This is a genomic window from Lacinutrix cladophorae, assembly GCF_053604645.1.
The window spans coordinates 366,183-384,469 of sequence record NZ_JBSHNR010000119.1; the positions used below are offsets into that span (position 1 = coordinate 366,183).

General features: G+C 31.3%; 14 protein-coding genes. 5 read left to right on the plus strand and 9 right to left on the minus strand.

Annotation, left to right across the window (positions count from 1 at the left end):
• Positions 1-232: 232 nt before the first annotated feature.
• Both ACVC3Y_RS11985 and ACVC3Y_RS11990 read right to left on the minus strand, forming a co-directional pair.
• On the minus strand, positions 233-2,845 hold the full coding sequence (locus ACVC3Y_RS11985; protein ID WP_452227021.1) for a T9SS type A sorting domain-containing protein: 2,613 nt from the start codon (positions 2,843-2,845) through the stop codon (positions 233-235).
• Between the two features lie 214 nt (positions 2,846-3,059).
• Positions 3,060-5,000, minus strand: coding sequence for a T9SS type A sorting domain-containing protein (locus ACVC3Y_RS11990; protein ID WP_452227022.1), 1,941 nt, complete (start codon positions 4,998-5,000; stop codon positions 3,060-3,062).
• Between the two features lie 253 nt (positions 5,001-5,253).
• Between ACVC3Y_RS11990 and ACVC3Y_RS11995 the strand changes: the two genes are divergently transcribed.
• Positions 5,254-5,775 (plus strand): DUF7935 family protein, encoded by a 522-nt coding sequence (locus ACVC3Y_RS11995; protein ID WP_452227023.1) that lies wholly within the window; start codon positions 5,254-5,256, stop codon positions 5,773-5,775.
• On the opposite strand, the gene ACVC3Y_RS12000 is transcribed toward ACVC3Y_RS11995, so the two are convergent.
• Both ACVC3Y_RS12000 and ACVC3Y_RS12005 read right to left on the minus strand, forming a co-directional pair.
• Complete coding sequence (locus tag ACVC3Y_RS12000; protein ID WP_303423831.1) at positions 5,772-6,683, minus strand: patatin-like phospholipase family protein; 912 nt, start codon at positions 6,681-6,683, stop codon at positions 5,772-5,774. The two genes, ACVC3Y_RS11995 and ACVC3Y_RS12000, sit on opposite strands and share 4 nt — an antisense overlap.
• Before the next feature lie 14 nt (positions 6,684-6,697).
• Positions 6,698-8,677 carry a M1 family metallopeptidase gene (locus tag ACVC3Y_RS12005; protein WP_452227024.1) on the minus strand — a complete coding sequence of 660 codons (1,980 nt, stop codon included), beginning with the start codon at positions 8,675-8,677 and terminating at the stop codon, positions 6,698-6,700.
• A 137-nt stretch (positions 8,678-8,814) separates the two neighbouring features.
• On the opposite strand from ACVC3Y_RS12005, the gene recG reads away from it, so the two are divergent.
• Positions 8,815-10,917 (plus strand): ATP-dependent DNA helicase RecG, encoded by a 2,103-nt coding sequence (recG, locus tag ACVC3Y_RS12010; protein WP_452227025.1) that lies wholly within the window; start codon positions 8,815-8,817, stop codon positions 10,915-10,917.
• Positions 10,918-11,049: 132 nt separating this feature from the next.
• Here recG and ACVC3Y_RS12015 read toward each other — a convergent pair whose 3' ends face one another.
• From ACVC3Y_RS12015 to ACVC3Y_RS12025, 3 genes are all read right to left on the minus strand, one after another.
• The gene (locus ACVC3Y_RS12015; protein WP_452227026.1) at positions 11,050-12,270 is read right to left on the minus strand and encodes a TlpA disulfide reductase family protein; all 1,221 of its coding nucleotides are present in this window, start codon (positions 12,268-12,270) and stop codon (positions 11,050-11,052) included.
• Between the two features lie 86 nt (positions 12,271-12,356).
• Positions 12,357-12,854, minus strand: coding sequence for a hypothetical protein (locus ACVC3Y_RS12020; RefSeq protein WP_452227027.1), 498 nt, complete (start codon positions 12,852-12,854; stop codon positions 12,357-12,359).
• Positions 12,841-13,050 (minus strand): hypothetical protein, encoded by a 210-nt coding sequence (locus ACVC3Y_RS12025; protein WP_452227028.1) that lies wholly within the window; start codon positions 13,048-13,050, stop codon positions 12,841-12,843. The genes ACVC3Y_RS12020 and ACVC3Y_RS12025 overlap by 14 nt, the downstream gene beginning before the upstream one ends.
• A 104-nt stretch (positions 13,051-13,154) precedes the next feature.
• On the opposite strand from ACVC3Y_RS12025, the gene pheT reads away from it, so the two are divergent.
• Entirely contained in the window at positions 13,155-15,581 is a 2,427-nt protein-coding gene (pheT, locus tag ACVC3Y_RS12030) for a phenylalanine--tRNA ligase subunit beta (RefSeq protein WP_452227029.1), read from the plus strand.
• A gap of 13 nt (positions 15,582-15,594) precedes the next feature.
• On the plus strand, positions 15,595-15,786 hold the full coding sequence (locus tag ACVC3Y_RS12035) for a hypothetical protein (RefSeq protein ID WP_303423838.1): 192 nt from the start codon (positions 15,595-15,597) through the stop codon (positions 15,784-15,786).
• Positions 15,787-15,877: 91 nt separating this feature from the next.
• On the opposite strand, the gene ACVC3Y_RS12040 is transcribed toward ACVC3Y_RS12035, so the two are convergent.
• A complete protein-coding gene (locus ACVC3Y_RS12040; protein ID WP_303423839.1) occupies positions 15,878-16,072 on the minus strand; it encodes a cold-shock protein in 195 nt (64 codons plus the stop codon).
• A gap of 190 nt (positions 16,073-16,262) precedes the next feature.
• On the opposite strand from ACVC3Y_RS12040, the gene ACVC3Y_RS12045 reads away from it, so the two are divergent.
• Positions 16,263-16,517, plus strand: coding sequence for a DUF2007 domain-containing protein (locus tag ACVC3Y_RS12045; RefSeq protein WP_452227030.1), 255 nt, complete (start codon positions 16,263-16,265; stop codon positions 16,515-16,517).
• A gap of 105 nt (positions 16,518-16,622) precedes the next feature.
• Here the strand turns inward: ACVC3Y_RS12045 and ACVC3Y_RS12050 are convergent, their stop codons facing one another.
• A complete protein-coding gene (locus ACVC3Y_RS12050; protein WP_303423841.1) occupies positions 16,623-18,239 on the minus strand; it encodes an ABC-F family ATP-binding cassette domain-containing protein in 1,617 nt (538 codons plus the stop codon).
• Positions 18,240-18,287 lie beyond the last annotated feature (48 nt).

The following is an 18,287-nucleotide window of genomic DNA, read 5'->3' on the forward strand; positions in this document are numbered from 1 at the left end:
CTTTCTATCTCTATATCCAAAAACGATTCAAAATGTTACCCTTTATCTAAAAAAAAAAAATCGCCAGCAAAAAAGGCTGTTATTTTACTGACGACTAGGGATATTTAATTAATAGCAACTGCAAAATAGATTGTAATACAAAGACTACATTACTTGATTCCATGAAAAGAGGTTTTGATTTAATGAAAAGAGCTTTTCATGCAACCAACAGATAATTTTATAATAAAATTCGTTATTGCTTCACTATCTTTTTGGTGGTTACACCTTCTACTGTTTCTACTTGTAAAAAGTATAAACCATTAGATAAATTGGAAGTGTTTAAAGCATTCTCTCCTTTTTGAAGTAGTCCATGTTTAATAACTTGACCATTTACGGTTATTAAGCTATAGCTAGCTACTGTTAGTACAGAAACGGTTAGCATATCATTTACAGGATTTGGGAACACGTTAAAACCAACTTGTTCAAACGCTGTATTTGAAAGCGTAGCACATTCTGTTTGGTTATTGACATACGTTGATGTTGCGTCTTTATTCGTCCAGTTCACTGTACTCCAAGCGGCATCATCAACCTCAATACACGTTAAATTTGGATTGTCTGTGCTATCAAAATATATGAAATTTATATTATTTCCGTTTTTTGCATTTAAAGATGTTAATAGGTTATTATCGCATCGTAATGAAACTAAAACCGCATTGTTAGAAACATCTAAATTAGTTAATTGATTATTATTACAAAAAAGCGCCTCTAATATGGAACTTTGCGTAACATTTAGAATAGATAAATTATTAAAGCTACAATCTATAGCAGTTAAAGAAGGTTTTGAACCTAGTGAAAGTGTATTTAAATTATTATCATATACATTTAACACTTCTAACATACTATTACTTGATAAATCCATGCTAATTATTTGATTACTTCTAGCAATAACATGTGTTAAAGAAGGATTGCTAGTAAAATCTATGGTTGTTATATTATTATTGTCAAAATATAAAAATTCTAAGTTACTGTTCATAGAAAAATCTGCACTTGCCACCTGATTATTATAAAATCTCAAATCCTCTAAAGCAAGAAAATCTTCAATTCCTGTTAGATCTGAAATGCTCAAACTATTTACATCTAGACTCGTTACCAAATTAATATTAGCAGTAGTAACATAATCATCATTGGCAACACCATTACCCATACTATTTGTTGCGCCAATTGCTACAACATTACCACTAGCATCGTGGGTTTCTAGGTAGTTTTCAAAATTATCATCTGGTACGTAGGTTAAACCTAATGTCGCACAGTTTTCGCTAAAACTAGTTTGCGTATCTACATCTGTCCAATTAGTAGTAGAATATGCAGTATCATCCACCTCAATGCACAATAGGTTTTGGTTTTGGGTAGCAACAAAATCACCTACATTGTAATTATTGCCATTTTTAACATTTAAATTAATTAACCCGTTATCGCTACAGTCTAATTCTACTAAGCCAGAGTGCAATGATAAATCTAAGCTTTGTATCCCATTTTCACTACAATTTAGAATTGCTAATAATGTATTAGAGCTTAAATCTAAATTAACCAGAAAGTTTACGCTAATGTCTAATTCAACTAAAGCAAGGTTTTGACTTAAATCTACATTAGCAAGTGTATTATCTCCACAATTTAAATTTTCTAAAGAAGTAAAATCTTCAATTCCTATTAAGTCTGCAATATTTTGATTGTTTACATCTAGACTCGTTACCAAATTAATATTAGCAGTAGTAACATAATCATCATTGGCAATACCATTACCCATACTATTTGTTGCGCCAATTGCTACAACATTACCACTAGCATCGTGGGTTTCTAGGTAGTTTTCAAAATTATCATCTGGTACGTAGGTTTCTGCATAATGGCAGTTTTCGCTAAAACTTGCCCAAGAATCTACATTTGTCCAGTTTGTTGTACTCCAAGTTGCATCATCTACTTCTATACAGGTTAAGTTTGGGTTATTGAGTGAAGAAAATACAGTAAAATTAGTATTGTTTCCGTTTTTCACATTTAGAACAGTTAATAGATTATTTTCACAATAAAGAAAAGTTAAATTTGTGTTTAAACTCACGTCCAAACTTGTCAATTGATTACCAATTACATTAAGTACATTTAAAGCTAGATTTTGTGTCACGTCTAAACTTGTTATTGGATTATATAAAGTAAATAGATGCGTTAAGTTTCCATTATGTGTAAGGTCTAAACTTGTTAGTTGATTATTACGAAGATTGAGAATAGTAAGGGATGAATTATGAGAGACATCTAATTGGGTTAATTGATTGGCAGAGCATATCAAATCAGTTAAAGCAGTATTTGCAGATACATCTAATTGGGTTAATCGATTATTATCGCAACGTAAATTTGTTAAGGTAGTATTGGTAGAAATATCTAAACTCGTTAATTGATTATCATGACACCATAAAGATTGTAAAGCAGTGTTTGCAGTAGCATCTAATTGGGTTAATTGATTGCCAGAGCATAACAAATTAGTTAAAGCAGTATTTGCAGATACATCTAATTGGGTTAATTGATTGTTATAACACGTTAACCGAGTTAAAGCTGCAAAGTCTTCAATACCTGTTAAATCTGCAATATTTAGCGAGTTTACATCTAGAGATGTTGTTGTATTAATATTAGCAGTAGTTACATAATCATCATTTGCAACACCATTACCCATACTATTTGTTGCTCCAACTGCTACAACATTACCACTAGCATCGTGTGTTTCTAGGTAGTTTTCAAAATTATCATCTGGCACGTAGGTTTGTTGTGCATATCCAAAAAAGGCACAGCTTAAAAAAAGAAATAAAAGTAATTTTGTTTTCATAATTGTTTAATTAGAAGTTGTTGATGTACAGGATAAAAAAAATCGCCAGCAAAAAAGGCTGTTATTTTACTGACGATTAGGGATATTTAATTAATAGCAACTGCAAAATAGATTGTAATACAAAGACTACATTACTTGATTCCACGAAAAGAGGTTTTGATTTAATGAAAAGAGTTTTTCATGCAACCAACAGATAATTTTATAATAAAACTCATTATTGCTTCACTATCTTTTTGGTGGTTACACCTTCTACTGTTTCTACTTGTAAGAAGTATAAACCATTAGATAAATTGGAAGTGTTTAAGGTATTCTCTCCTTTTTGAAGTAGTCCTTCTTTTACCACTTGACCATTTACAGAAACCATATTATAGGTTCCTTCTATTTCGATGGAAACTGTAATTTTAGTTTTAGTAGGATTCGGAAAAACAGTAAATAAACTTTCGCTAGCATCAATTTCATGTATAGAAAGCGTAGATTCTATCTGCGTTGTTGCTGTATTTGTTATAATTGGTAAGTTATAATCAAAATAAATATCTGCTTTGTTAGAAATAATATCTCCTATAACAAAGGTGCTTTTAGGTTTTATTCTGTAAAAAACCCAACCATGACTTCCTGGCTCATCCGTTGTACTATCTGCTAGGTTAATGTTGTTAAAAACAAAATTGATTTCATTTCCATTACTAATAATTGTATTATAATTATGGCTTGCTGCTATTGGCTGAAACGTACTCCAATCTAAAAACGCATCTAAAGTATTTTCTACAGTAATATTAATAGCAGATGCGGTTCCTGTATTTTGAAACCTAATAATTACACCCAAATAATCATCAGCTTGAGTTTCAGAAATTAAAGGACCTTCTAGAATTGTTACATCATTAGGATCATATGACCCGATAGTAATTTGATTAAAGGTATAAGTATTATTTGTTGGTGTATCATCTCCAGCTATTGGAGTAATCGAAGCTGTATATTCTAAAATATCACCATTATTTACTGTTGGAGGTGTAAAAATATTAAAAGTAACATCTATTGTTCTTGTTTCAAAAGGCGCAAGATTTATGAAATTCCAACTTAAAGAACTTATTGTTGTTACATCTGGAGTTGAAGTTGCATTTAAATAAGTAACGCTTGAATTATCGTAATTTAAATCCACAACACCGCTTAATATTGTGCTACCTGTATTTGTATATTGCAGTCTATAACTAGATGAAAAACCTGGTCTTGCCTCTGAAGTTGGTATTAGAAAAATACTTAAATCATTCCCTACTATTGCAGAAGTAGCACAAAAATCTTGATTTGAAACTGTCGATGGAACGCCACTAACAAAAGTATTAACATGGTTAATTGGCAAAGATGTTAACCCTTGTGTACAAACCTCTGTAGTAACATTTCCATTACCATTAAAAGCAAAGGCATAATCTCCATTAGAATTGGTAGATGCATAATATGTATTACTGGTACCTGTAGTTTTAATTAGAATATTATCTAATGGTACAGAACCTGATGCACAATTGTTATTTCCGTGATCATAATTTACTGTTCCAGTAATTATACTTGGATCTTGATTTTTAACCAGTTCAATTTTCTTGAATTTAAAAACATCAGCATCATATTCATCAGACCATGGATGTTGAAATGTTTGATCTAAGCTACCTATAACTTCTATATAATAAGACCCCGAATTACTCACATTAAACGTACTAGAGTTGCAATTTTGATCATATAATTCATAATTAGTTTCATACATCAAATCACCATCATCACATGCTGACAAATCAAAATCTTTAATAATATTGTTATTTATATCCTTTAATATTATTGAACTAACTAGTGACCTATCAGAGTAAGAAACCCCCTGACCCATTGGGCCTAATGCAATAAAGTAATGCGCATAGATTAAATCCAGATTATATATTTCGTTAGTTAATAATGAAAAATTTGATGATTTTAGAGTGAAAATCTGGTTTGTAACCCCAGAATTAATAATTCTTAGGTATTCATCAGGCGCAGAACCAATAGTTGCTAGACTTAAATTATTTCCAGTTACAGTCCAATTAAAAATACCCTGAGAAAAATCTCCATTGGGAATTATTACCGTTTGTGCTTGCACTGCATTAAAAATAAATACAGCAAATAATAGTAGTAATTTTTTCATAATAAAAAGGTTATTTTTTAAATTGTATTGTATTAACATTAAAAAAATCGCCAGAAAAAAAGCTGTTATTTTACTGACGATTAATTAATAACTGAATAATAGCAACTGCAAAATAGATTGTAATACAAAGACTACATATATAGATTCAAGCAATAGTTGTTTTCAATTGACGAAAAGACCGTTTCATTCAACCAACAGATAATTTGCGCTATTATAAAAAACAGCTTATGTTTGTAATTGTATTTTAAAAATTATGGAACAACAACTTATAAACCTTTTAATGTATATTATTCCTGCTTTGGTTACAGGAGCAATAGCTTTTCTATTTTTTAGAGAACATATAGAAAATGAAAACAACCGAAGAACTTTTTTAATGCATAAAGAATTGCAAAAAGAATCTTTCCCTTTACGTTTGCAAGCATACGAACGATTATCCTTGTTTCTAGAACGTATCGTTCCTGCTAAATTACTTTTAAGGATACAACCAACATCCTCCAACAAAGAAAACTACGAGTCTTTGCTAATTGCATCTATAGAACAAGAGTTTGAACATAATTTAGCACAACAAATATATGTTACCGACGAGTGCTGGAATGTGATTAACGCATCCAAAAATGCAACGATTCAATTAATAAGAAAAGCAGCAACTTTAGAAAAAACAGATTCTGCAAATAAACTTCGTGAAGTAATTTTAACCGAAATAATGGAAGGACATCCTCCTAGCCATGCTGGTTTATCTTATATTAGAGATGAAGTAAGTAAAATGTTTAGTTAATATTTTACTGCAACAGTACTAGATTCTTTTCCATGCTTTTCTTCAGCATATAAAAAACCATCTAACCACCAAGCAGTCATCAGTTTTTTACTAAAAATCAAAGAGTTTTCGGTTAGTTTAGTTGGTGTATAGTATAAGTTTAACTTTACTTGTTTATGCTTTGCAGCCAATTTACCAATAGCAATATCACTTTTTTCTACTTGATCTAATAAATGTCCGAATAGATTTAACATCAATGAAAACGGATTCTTACCAAGTACCTTGTTGTACTCCATATTTTCACTTTCTAAAACAATAGCATCTATTTCTGTTGCGCCTCGTTTTACAGCTTCGCGAATAGGAATTACACAACCAAAAGCACCATCTGCGTACTCAAAACCATTCACTTTAGCCAAAGACATAAATGGAATATAATTACAGGAAATCCAAATCCAATTACAAAATGCATCGTAATCAAAGTCTTTAATCGACTTATACTCTACTCTATTTTTAGACAAATTAGACACAGTAACAACCACATCTTTACCACTCGCTTTAATAGCATTAAACTCCTGCACTGTGAAATTTTTCTGGATATGTCTTTTTAAACTTTTACTCTCTCCAAAAGTTCTTTTTCTTTTTATAAACTGCCAAATAGAATTAATATAGTTTATAGAAACATACTCTCTACCATCTTTTTTATGCTGTACAAAAGGGTTTACACTAAAAATATTATGCTGACTTACATTAGTAAACATATCATACAGTTTACCAATATCATTTACTGCTAAATGTGGAACCAACAGACTACCAGTAGAGGTGCCTAAGAACATATCATACTCTCGTTGTTCGTGCTCTATTAAAAACTGTGCTACTCCACCTGCAAAAGCACCTTTACTTCCTCCTCCAGATATTACTAATGCTCGCATTAATTTATTTTTAGTTAGTTATTTTCTAGTTTAGTTTTATTCTTTTTAGCAAAAGTTTTAGCAAATTTCACCATGCGCCAATTATGATGTTTCTCTGCTTCTTTATAATTGCTAATAATATCTTCATTCATAACTTCTAAAGAATTTAAAAAGGTAAACGCTTGCATCCTTATTTCATAATTAAAAGCTGGAGATGTATACCTGGTTAGCTCTTTTAAATGAATTTCCTTTTCATCAACTCCGTATTCGGGAGTTACCAAAGACAAAGCCAACCAAAGCAAGCGCACATTTTTATTAGGTAAACCAATAATTTCTTTGGTTTTATCTAAATAAATATTTCTGTCTTCTGGAAAATTTACCCAAAGATTATATAAAGCTGCCTCTATAGTAACATAAGATTTATCTTCTAGAAGGGATTCGTATTCTTGTTTTAATTCGGAAGGAATTGTAGTCAAACTTTGGGCTATTGCTTGCCTTACTTTTATACTATTTTTAAATACTTCGGAAGTAATTTTACTAGGAACTTGAAAAATAATTTTGCTTTTCGCTTCATCTGAAATACCCGAAGTTAAGTAATAATCACATTTCGCATTTGAAGCTTCACAATCTACCATTAAATATTCGGTAATAAAATCGGATTGCCTTTGTAATGAAGCTTCCACTTCTTCGTAATAAAACGTTTTATCTTTTAACCATTTAGCCACAAAAAGTTCTAAATCAAAATTACTCGACTTTTCAACTTCTTTAATAAAATTAGAAGTCTCTACATTTTTATACGCATATTTTTCTAAATAAGTTCTAACTGCTTCTTTAAAAGCGATATCTCCAACCTTTTCTCGTAGCATGTGCAAAACCAGAGCACCTTTCTTATAAAAAGTAGTACTACTTGATTTTGGGTTAAGTAGCGCGGTGTTTCCTCCAGTTTGCTCTTGTGTTGCTAATTCCTGTGCATATTCGAATAATCTCCAATAATAATAGTCATCACCAAAGACTTGTTTTTCCACGAGTAACGCATAATACGTTGCAAAACCTTCTTGTAACCAATGGTGCGTTCCAGAGGTTTCGGTCACCAAATCACCAAACCATTGATGCGCCAATTCGTGTGCATTTACGTTTACATAATTTTTATCGATAAAAGCTGTTTCGTCTATCATAAAAGCATCCGAAAAAATAGTACAGCTCGTGTTTTCCATACCTGCATACAAAAAATCATGAACAGGAACTTGTTTGTAATTTTGCCAAGGATATGCAACTCCAATTTCATCTTCTAGAAAATCGAACATCTCTTTTGTATATCTATACGTTGGTTCTACTTTTAAAGAATCTTCAGAATAGTAGTACATTTCTAAAGGAATTCCGCTTTTGGAAATTTCTACATGTTTATCATATTTACCAACTACCAAAGCTGCTAAATAGCTTGCCATTGGTTTTTGCATGTCGTATTTCCAGAGCACATAATCGGAACTCGGATTTTTAAGTATTAATTTTCCATTAGAAACCACTTCATAGTCTTTTGGAGCAGCAAATGTGAGATCAAACTCCATTTTATCATTCATATCATCTATACTTGGCAACCAATTGCTAGTATATTTTCCTTGTCCTTGTGTCCAAATTTGATTTCGTGCTTCATTATCCCAGCCTACAAAATACATGGCTTTTTTAGGTGAAGCAAAAAACAAGAATTGTAATTTATTATCTTCCGAAGGCTTGAATTTATTATAAATAACAAGTTTCTTGCCTTCATTTTTATACTTTACTTTTTTTCCATTTAAAGCTACGTTTTTAAACTTCATATGAACAGCATCTAAATAAATTGAATCTGTTTTTTTTAGGATATCGAAAGTAATTTCATAAGAATCGTAAAGTGTGCTATCAATTTTTATCTGATTAAAAAAAACAACAGCATCTAGCGTTTTAAAATCCACCACTTCTGTTTGTTGTGCCTGAATAACAAAACAAAATAAAGTAGAAATAAAAAATAAGATATGTTTCATAAAACTTTTATTAGCAACCATTAAGCCAAAATACACATAAGTTTTGCAATTTTAAAATTACTAGAAAATTAAAATCGAATATACAACAAGGCTTTTGGAGATTCCTTTTTTCAAAGGAATTGTTTAAATTCGCTTTTATGAGCATAAACTTGCAAACTCCTATTGATTACTTAAAAGGCGTTGGACCAAATCGCGCAGATTTGCTTCGCAAGGAATTGAGCATCCATACCTATCAAGATCTTCTTAATCTATTTCCTAATCGATATATAGACAGAACGCAATATTACAAGATAAACCAACTACAGCGTAATAATGCAGATGTGCAAATAATTGGTAAAATTACTAAGTTCGAAGAAATTGCTCAAAAACGTGGCAAACGATTAGTAGCTAATTTTCAAGACGAAACAGGAACGATGCAATTGGTTTGGTTTAGAGGGCAAAAATGGATTAGAGAAAGCCTAAAACTAAACACAACTTATGTGATCTTTGGAAAAACCAACTGGATTAATGGCAAATTCAACATGCCACATCCAGACATAGAGCTACAAAAAGAGCATGAAAAAAACTTGCGCTCTGCCATGCAAGCCATATATCCTTCAACCGAAAAACTGTCGAACAAAGGAATTACAAATCGCGTGATGACCAAAATCATGCAACAATTATTTTTAGAAAGTAAAGGAAGATTTGTTGAAACATTACCAGAAAAATTACGCGCTGAATTAAAATTAATTTCAAAACCTGAAGCTATTTTTAATGTGCATTTCCCAAAGACACCAGAGCTACTATCTAAGGCACAATTTAGACTAAAATTTGAAGAATTATTTTACATACAATTACAGTTAATTTTAAAAAATTTAATTCATAAATCGAAGATAAAAGGTTTTCCTTTTGAAACCGTTGGGAATTATTTTAATTCCTTTTTTAAAGACCATTTACCTTTTGAATTAACCAATGCACAAAAGCGTGTTTTAAAAGAAATACGTCATGATTTAGGAAGCAATGCACAAATGAATCGTCTTTTACAAGGAGATGTTGGCTCCGGAAAGACAATAGTAGCACTAATGTCAATGTTAATAGCACTTGACAATGGTTTTCAAGCATGCTTAATGGCTCCGACTGCAATTTTGTCAGTACAGCACTACAACGGATTAGTAAACATGTGTAATGAGTTGAATATCAGCATAAAACTATTAACAGGCTCAAGCAATACTTCAGAAAGAAAAATTATTCATGAAGCACTAGAAAATGGCCAATTACAGATTCTAATTGGTACACATGCACTACTTGAAGATAAGGTGAAATTTAAAAATTTAGGGCTAGCAATCATAGATGAACAACACCGATTTGGAGTAGCACAAAGAAGTAAGTTATGGAAAAAAAACACCTCTCCTCCACACATTTTAGTCATGACTGCAACACCTATTCCACGCACCTTAGCAATGTCTGTTTATGGCGACTTAGACATCTCCATAATTGATGAATTACCCGCAGGAAGAAAAGCTATAAAAACAGTCCATAGATATGACGCAAATAGACTAAAAGTGTTTCGTTTTATTCGTGATGAAATTGCAAAAGGAAGACAAGTCTATATTGTATATCCATTAATCCAGGAGAGCGAAAAAATGGACTATAAAGATTTAATGGATGGCTATGCAAGTATTGAGAGAGACTTTCCAAAACCAGAATATCAAATCTCTATTGTACATGGTAAAATGAAACCTGCAGATAAAGACTACGAAATGCAACGTTTTATTAAAGGAGAAACGCAAATCATGGTTGCCACAACTGTAATTGAGGTTGGCGTTAATGTACCTAATGCGTCTGTAATGATTATTGAAAGCGCAGAACGCTTTGGCTTGGCTCAATTACACCAATTACGTGGCCGTGTTGGACGTGGATCCGAACAGAGTTATTGTATACTCATGACTAGCCATAAACTTTCTGAAAACAGCAAAACAAGAATACAAACCATGACCAGAACTAGTGATGGTTTCGAAATTGCTGAAGTAGATTTACGTTTACGTGGCCCTGGAGATATCATGGGAACCCAACAAAGTGGTATTTTAAACCTTAAGATTGCAGATATTATCAAAGATAATGACATTTTACAACTAGCGCGCTTTCATGCTAAACAAGTGCTAAGTAAAGATCCTTCATTAGGAGCTGTTGAAAACAAAAACATATTAAACACTTATAGAGAAATGAGTAAGTATAGAAATATATGGAATTATATATCTTAAATTACATACAACCAAATCTATTTTAACCCATTAACATTAATAAATAAAACCCAAAACATAGTAACATTAATACTGCTAGTATTAATTATTTTTCAATCTAATTTCAAAACTAAAATACATAGCTAGCTTTTTTTATTCTAGCAACAACATGTTTACAAAACCTTCAAATTCCTTTTTAAAAGCTGTAAATTTCTCACCAGTAGCAGGACCATTAAATCCGGTATGAATTTTTCTAACTTTTCCTTTTTTATCTATAAAAATGGTGGTTGGATAACTTAGAACATGATTCAACATGGGTAGTTTTTCTTGTGCTTTAGCTTTACTAGAAGTTCCGGTTTGCGCTAATAAAATAGGATATTCTATAGCTATTCGCTCTTGTAATCTTTGTATATTTTTAAACCCAGCCGCTTCCGTTTTCACATATTCGAAGGCTAAAGCAACAATTTCTAATCCTTTATCTTTATTATTTTTGTAATACGTTGAAAAATATTTGCTTTCGTCTAAACAATTAGGACACCAAGTCCCCATGATTTGCACTAATACCACTTTATTTTTAAAGCGTTCATTTTCTAAAGAAATCATATTCCCTTTCGCGTCTGGAAAAGAAAAGGCAATTTTATTATAACCTTCCTTTAGAAAAGTTAAACCATTAGCGTCTGGTAATTCATAAGTTTCATTTTTTATTGCTTCAAATGGTTCTTCCCAATGTTTTCCAGAATAAAAAGTTCCAATCATAGTAGAATCTGTAACTTTAGCAGTAAACAAAAAAGCATGTGCTCCATCAAAAGTAGATAGTTTCATCATATTTCCATCTACAACACCCTCTAAATATCTATAATCTCCAGTTGTAGTTAAAAAAGTACCTGTAACTTTATTTCCTTTTTGTGAGAATACCCCTTTTGCTATGTATTTTTCAGCTTCATCCTCTGGACTAAAAACAGCTTCCCAGTTTCCTGTTACCATACTTGCTGGTTCATTTAATACATTAAATCTAGTTTCTTGCTTTTCTGCTGTAAAAGGCACCACTCTATTTAAGTTTGGCTTAATAAAACTTCCTGTTAGTTTATCGCCCTGGAGTTTTGCTGCCAAATAGCCTTCAAAAACTGGTGCTTTAATAAAAACAGAATCCTGCTTATAGGTGATTTCATCTACTTCAATAATTTCTTCAGCATTAAATATCTGTAAATGAGAAGCATCAATTACTTTAAAATTAAAGGGTAAATGCACCGAATCTTTTATTTGTAATTCTGCTCGATACACACCTTGTTTCAGGTGGTTTTCAATAGTTTCTTTCGATTTGTTATTGCAAGAGAAAAAAGATATAAGTAAGACTAATAATACTAAATTACGCATGTTTGTTATTGCTTTTTTAACAAAAATAGGATAAATAAAAAAGGTGCTGATAAACAACACCTAATATTATGAATTAATAACTTAAACTACTTCTGATACGTTTTTTTAATCTCCGCTATTTTAAGTTCGTGACTTATTAGTTTTTCTTCCATTTCGGCGAGATTATTTTTTTTAGCTTTTGCTTCGATTTCTGTCATTTCTCCATTAGCTTCTGCTTTTTTAATTCTTTCTCTAAGTATTTTAATGCGTTGTTTTGACTTTTCAACAAATAACACTCTAGATTCTAAGTCCATTTTCTTGTTATCTGCATCTATAACAAGGTTAGAATCATCTTGAATATTATTCTCTTTTTTAAGAATCTTAATTTTTTCAATAATTTGCTCTTGTTGTTCGGGGTTTGCTACTTCGTATTTATCCTCTAATAAAGCTATTTGTTGTTTTGCAAAAACAGAAGCTTCACTAGCGCGTTTTTCTTTATAAGCTATTTCTTTTTCACTTAACACCTTTTTATCTTGGGCAAAACTTGCAGAAACACTTAACATAAACACAAAGCCAAATACTAAAATTGTTTTAAAGTTTTTCATTTTTATTTTTTTCTAATTGGTTTAAATCCTTTTCTACTTTTTTTATTTCAAGCTCAAGCGCATCTGCTTCTTTATCTAGGCTATTCAGCACTTCATTAGTGATATCCTCTTCTACAACATCATCCTTTTTCGTTTCTCTACATGAAGTAAAAACTACCATTATTATAATTAAGAACAACTTGAAAAATCTCTTCATTTACAAACACTAGATAAATTGAAAATCTAATTTACAAAATTTATAACAATGCTTGAATGCTAACTGCATTATTTTATCTTTGCAGTTCAATTTAAAGAAGCCAAATGAAAATATCATACAACTGGATAAAGCAGTTTATAAAAACCGACTGGACAGCAGCACAAACCGAAGAACTACTTACAGATTTAGGTTTAGAAGTAGAAGGTATTGCTGCTTACGAATCTGTTAAAGGAGGATTAAAAGGTGTTGTTGTAGGAGAAGTACTAACTTGTGTACAACACCCAAATGCAGACAGATTAAAGGTTACTACTGTTAATATTGGCACAAAGACCCCTGTACAAATTGTTTGTGGCGCACCTAATGTTGCAGCTGGACAAAAAGTTCCTGTTGCTACTATTGGCACTACTTTATATTCGGAAGAAGGAGAAGCATGGACTATTAAAAAAGGAAAAATTCGAGGAGAAGAAAGCCACGGAATGATTTGTGCGGAAGATGAACTTGGTTTAGGGAAATCGCACGATGGTATCATGATTTTAGCAGAAGATACTGTTGTTGGCACAGCTGCTTCCGAATTATTTAATATTGAAAACGATCAGGTTTTTGAAATTGGCTTAACTCCAAACAGAGCAGATGCAATGAGCCATTACGGAACTGCAAGAGATCTTAAAGCTGGTTTTTTACAAAAAGACATAAATGTAGAGTTAATTACACCTTCTGTAAGTGCTTTTCATGTGGATAACAGAACACTTAAAATAGATGTAGACGTACAAAATAAAGAATTAGCACCAAGATATTGTGGTGTTACTATTTCTGGTTTAAAAGTTGCCGAATCTCCCGATTGGTTAAAACATAGGTTAAAATCTATTGGTTTAACTCCTAAAAATAATGTGGTAGATGCTACCAATTATGTATTACACGAACTAGGGCAACCACTTCACGCTTTTGATGCTGCAAAAATTATTGGAAATAAAATTGAAGTAAAAACGGTTGCTGCTGGCACTAAATTTACAACACTAGACGAAGTAGAAAGAGAATTACATGCAGATGATTTAATGATTTGTGATGCCGAAAAACCCATGTGTATCGCTGGTGTTTTTGGCGGAATCTCTTCTGGAGTTACAGAACACACTACAAGTATCTTTTTAGAAAGCGCTTATTTTAATCCTGTAAGCATTCGTAAAACAGCTAAACGCCACGCTTTAAACACCGATGCTTCCTTTAGATTTGAAAGAGGTATTGATCCAAATATTACAGAATACGCATTAAAACGTGCAGCTTTATTGATTTTAGAGCTTGCAGGAGGTGAAATTACTAGTGATGTAATTGATGCATATCCTAATAAAATTAAAGATTTTGAAGTTCGATTAAGTTTTGAAAATGCAGAAAAATTAATTGGACAAGAAATACCTAAAGAAACAATAAAACGTATATTAAGCTCTTTAGAAATTAAAATAAATAATGTTACAGAAACTGGTTTAGGTTTAACGGTTCCTGCATACAGAAATGATGTACAACGTGAAGCAGATATTATTGAAGAAATTTTACGCGTTTATGGTTATAACAACATAGAATTTACGAATAAATTAAATGCTTCTATTTCTAACTCTTCAAGGTTTGAAGATCATAAACTACAAAATGTTGTTGGTAATCAATTAGCTTCATTAGGTTTTTATGAAATGCTAGCAAATTCGTTAACTACTCCTGAGTATATTAAATTAGATGACCAACTAAAAGAAGAACACAACATAGTAATGTTAAACCCATTAAGTAATGACTTGTCTGTAATGCGACAATCTCTTTTATTTTCTGGATTAGAAGCACTTTCTTACAATATAAATAGAAAACGTAGTACCATTAAGTTTTTTGAATTTGGAAAAACATACCATAACTATAATGAAACTAGAGAAGAGCACAAACATCTTACACTTTTAGTTACCGGAAATAGAACTGCCGAAGCTTGGAATGGCTTAAACAAACCTAATGACTTCTTTTATTTTAAAGGAACTATTACGAGCTTACTAGAACGTTTAGGTATTTCCAGATTTAAGGAAACACCAACCAAAGATGCTATTTTTAGCGAAGGATTAACTTTAGGTCTAGGAAAAAACAAGTTAGTAAGTTTTGGGTTGGTTAAAAAGAATGTTTTAAAGCATTTTGGGATTAATCAAGAAGTTTTATTTGCTGATTTTAACTGGGACAATATCCTAGAGGTTGCAAAACACAACAAAATTAAATTTAAAGAAATCCCTAAATACCCAGAAGTACGCAGAGATTTTGCTTTATTATTAGATGATGCTGTTTCTTTTGAATCTATACATACTATTGCAAAACAAACCGAAAAGCAACTTTTAAAAGAAGTGAATCTATTTGATGTTTATCAAGGTAAGAATTTACCAAAAGGAAAGAAAAGTTATGCTGTTAGTTTTACCATACAAGACGAAAACAAAACACTTACAGACAAACAGATTGATAAAATAATGAATAAGCTACAAGCTAATTTTGAAAAACAGCTTGGTGCAGAATTAAGATAAAAATCATTAAAAAATGGAAAATAAAACACCACAAAAAAGCATCTTTAGCTTAATATCTGGACTAATATTTTTTGGTCTTGGTAGCTTCATTACATATAAATACTTTTTTACAGAGGAAGTAATTACAACCTTAAGACTAGTACTTTCCTTTGTTATGATTGGCTTTGGAGTATACAGGTTATACAATTATTTTACTACTAAATAATAGAACCATTAATAATTGTAATGAATGTTTTAATAACAAAAAAGCCTTTTCGTACACGAAAAGGCTTTTGTTTTTAAAAGAATTGTAATGGTTAGTCTATTACTTTAACGTTTATTGCGTTTAACCCTTTTTTACCTTCTGTAAGCTCAAATTCTACAACATCACCTTCTCTAATCTCATCGATTAAACCAGAAATGTGTACAAAATGTTCTTTGTTTGTGTCGTCTTCAACAATAAATCCAAATCCTTTTGAATCATTGAAAAATTTTACTGTACCTCTACCCATTGTAATATATTATTGATTAATTTATAATGACAAATATAGTTTTTAATATGTTATATAGCTATTTCCTAGCAATTTTAGTGTCATTTTTTTCGTTAAACAGAATATAACAGGAGGTATTATTAGGATAAAACATTGTGGACTCCCAAAAATTTACTTCTAAATATGCTATTTTTTTTGTAACTTTAAAGGAATGCTAAATCGAATAACTATGGAAGAATCTAATTATGTCAAGCTTTATACAGGTAATTTTATTATTACACAATTAATAGTAGATAAACTTAACACTGCTGGTATTAATGCGATAGTAAAGGACGAATCGGAATCTGGTAGATTAGGTGGTTTTGGTACATTTAATCAAGGTACACAAGAATTATATGTAAATAAAGACGAATTAGCTACTGCTTTACCAATAGTAGAAAGTATTTCTGCAGAGCTTCAAGCTTAATTTATATAACTGAATACATTTGCAGATGTCTGCGGTTCGTTTTTCAAGCAAAAAAAATCCTAAAGTAAAAACTTTAGGATTTTTTTTATTTAATTAAGCCTTTTTTTATTGATACATCTTATCACGTAATTCTTTTATTTTAGAATCTTGCATATACTCATCAAAAGTAGTGTATCTATCTATAACACCATTTGGAGTAAGCTCCACTACTCTATTTGCAACGGTTTGTGCAAACTCATGATCATGTGTAGAAAACAAAACAGTTCCTTTAAAGTTTTTAAGCGAGTTGTTAAAAGCGGTAATACTCTCTAGGTCTAAATGATTTGTTGGCTCATCTAATTGTAAAACATTTGCTCTAACCATCATCATTCTAGATAACATACAACGCACTTTTTCTCCTCCAGAAAGCACATTCGATTTTTTAAGAGCTTCTTCACCACTAAAAATCATTTTACCTAAGAAACCTCTAATAAAAACCTCTTCTCGTTCCTCTTCTGTAGTTGCCCACTGACGTAACCAATCTACCAAAGTTAAATCGTTTTTAAAGAATTCACTATTGTCTAATGGTAAATAAGATTGTGTAGTTGTAACTCCCCAAGCAAATTTCCCTGCATCTGCTTGTTCCTTACTATTTATAATTTGATAGAAAGCAGTTGTTGCTCTAGAATCTCTAGAAAACACAACTATTTTATCTCCTTTATTTAAATTTAAATCGATGTTTTTAAAAAGTGTTTCTCCTTCAATAGAAGCCGCTAAACCTTCAATATTTAAAATTTGATCTCCTGCTTCTCTATCCCTTTCAAAAATAATCGCTGGATATCGACGACTAGAACGTTTAATATCTTCAATATTTAACTTATCAATCATTTTTTTTCTACTAGTCGCTTGCTTAGACTTTGCAACGTTTGCAGAGAAACGACGAATAAATTCTTCTAGTTCTTTCTTTTTCTCCTCTGCTTTTTTGTTTTGTTGTGCATGTTGTCTTGCTGCTAATTGTGAAGATTCATACCAAAAAGTATAATTACCAGAGAAGTGATTAATTTTCCCGAAATCAATATCTGAAATATGCGTACAAACCGAATCTAAAAAGTGTCTATCATGCGACACTACAATGACACAACTATCATAATTTGCTAGAAAGTTTTCTAACCATGTGATGGTTTCATAATCTAAATCATTGGTTGGCTCATCCATAATTAAAACATCTGGACTTCCAAATAATGCTTGCGCTAATAGAACACGTACTTTTTGTTTCCCATCTAGATCTTTCATTAAGGTATAATGTGCATCTTCTTTTATACCTAAATTAGAAAGCATTGCGGCTGCATCACTTTCGGCATTCCAACCGTTCATTTCTTCAAATTTAACTTGAAGCTCTCCTATTTTCTCCGCATTCTCATCAGTATAGTCTGCATAAAGTGCATCGATTTCTGTTTTAATTTCATACAAGGGTTTGTTTCCTTTTAAAACAGTATCTAAAACAGTATCGTCATCATGTTTATTATGGTCTTGTTCTAAAACAGACATACGTTTACCTGCTTCTAGGTGTACACTTCCAGAAGTTGGTTCTTGCTTTCCTGCTATTATTTTTAAAAAGGTAGACTTTCCTGCTCCATTGGCACCAATTATACCATAGCAATTTCCGTTATTGAAAGTAGTATTTACTTCATCAAAAAGAATTCGTTTTCCAAATTGTACAGAAAGATTAGAAACTGATAACATATGTATTTTTATTTTTTTGACACCTATGCTTAAGCTTTGGTGAATGAA